The 1,710-nt window shown below is 72.9% G+C and carries 2 protein-coding genes; one reads left to right on the forward strand and one right to left on the reverse strand.

All coding sequences use genetic code 11. The features are described 5' to 3' along the window. Window positions 1–70 precede the first annotated feature (70 nt). On the forward strand, window positions 71–751 hold the full coding sequence (locus L7D48_RS28590) for a response regulator transcription factor (protein ID WP_093658825.1): 681 nt from the start codon (window positions 71–73) through the stop codon (window positions 749–751). A gap of 173 nt (window positions 752–924) precedes the next feature. Here the strand turns inward: L7D48_RS28590 and L7D48_RS28595 are convergent, their stop codons facing one another. After that, a complete protein-coding gene (locus L7D48_RS28595; protein WP_237883976.1) occupies window positions 925–1,617 on the reverse strand; it encodes a DUF461 domain-containing protein in 693 nt (230 codons plus the stop codon). Between the last annotated feature and the right edge of the window lie 93 nt (window positions 1,618–1,710).

Raw genomic sequence — 1,710 nt, forward strand, 5'->3', positions numbered from 1 at the left:
CCCGCGGGACCCGCAGAACCCCCCACGACCCCATCGATCACCACCCTGATCCCGCCCCGGAGGTCCTCCCGTGACCCGAGTGCTCGTCGTCGAGGACGAGGAATCGTTCAGCGACGCACTGTCGTACATGCTGCGCAAGGAAGGCTTCGAGGTGGCCATCGCGGCCACCGGCCCGGACGGGCTGGAGGAGTTCGAGCGAAACGGCGCCGATCTGGTGCTGCTCGACCTGATGCTGCCGGGGCTGCCCGGCACCGAGGTGTGCCGGCAGTTGCGCGGACGCTCGAACGTGCCGGTCATCATGGTGACCGCCAAGGACAGCGAGATCGACAAGGTCGTCGGCCTGGAGATAGGGGCCGACGACTACGTGACCAAGCCCTTCTCCTCCCGCGAGCTGGTGGCCCGGATCCGGGCCGTGCTGCGGCGGCGCGGCGAGCCGGAGGAGGCCGCCCCGCAGGCGCTGGAGGCCGGTCCGGTGCGGATGGACGTGGACCGGCACGTGGTGACGGTCTCCGGCGCCAAGGTCGATCTGCCGCTGAAGGAGTTCGACCTGCTGGAGATGCTGCTGCGCAACGCCGGGCGCGTGCTGACCCGTATGCAGCTCATCGACCGGGTCTGGGGCGCCGACTACGTGGGCGACACCAAGACGCTGGACGTGCACGTCAAGCGGCTGCGTGCCAAGATCGAACCGGACCCGAGCGCGCCCCGATACCTGGTGACGGTACGGGGGCTGGGCTACAAGTTCGAGCCCTGACGGGCCCGTGACCGGCCCATGACGGGGCCGTGCCGGACGCCGCCGCGCCCGGGATCCGGTGCGGCGGCGTCCGGCACGGTACGACGAGGGTGGGGGCCGCCCCCCGATCAGGAGCGGCCCCCACCCTCGTCCGTGCCCCCGGCCGGCGTTCGCGCGCCGGCCGGGGACGGGGGTCACTGCCCCCCGGTGTCCTCGGTGCCGCCGTCCTCCTGGGAGTTCCCGATCTCGCCCTGGGTGTCGTCGTCACCGCTGTCGTTGGAGCCCGGGTCCTGGGGGTCCGCGTCGTCCTCCTCGGGCGCGCCCGGGGTCTCGGTGGGGGAGGCGCCCGGGTCGGGCAGGCCGGACTCCGTGGGCGCCGGGGCGCCGCTGGGGCCGAAGTCCTTCCAGGTGCCCTCGGCCGGGACGACGGTGGCGCGCAGTTCCACCCGGCCGGTCGAGCTGAGCTCGAAGACCAGCGGCTGGGCGTTCCCCGCCTCGATGCCGGCCTGCTCGGGGTCGTCGATGATCGCGGACGCGTGGCCCTCACCGCCGAGCGCCAGGGAGCCGCCCGCGGGAACGGTCAGCTCCTGCTCGCCCTCGGCCGGGCTCAGCTCCACGCGCTGCCCGTCCACCGTGATGGACTCCAGCGTCTCGTCCTCGGTGCCGCCGTTGAAGATGCGCGCCGAGACGGAGGCGGGGCCGGAGCCGTCCTCGGAGGTGACGACGTTGACGTTCTGGACCTCGATCTCGTCGACCTGGGCCGAGGCGTTGTCGGGGTTGATGTTCAGGCTCTGCGCGTTCGGCCCGGCCCCGCAGGCGGTCAGGGACGCGATCGAGAGCGCGAGAGAGCTGGCGGCGAGGGCGCCGCGTCGAAGGCTGCTGCTCACGGCGGCGGCAACTCCTAGCGGGATGGATGGGTCTGTCGGCGGGCTCAGAGTACCGACCCCGTGAAACGCCCCCGCACCCGACCAGCCCCACAG

Origin of the sequence: Streptomyces sp. ICN903 (assembly GCF_022015835.1) — a bacterium.
Classification (GTDB): domain Bacteria; phylum Actinomycetota; class Actinomycetes; order Streptomycetales; family Streptomycetaceae; genus Streptomyces; species Streptomyces fenghuangensis.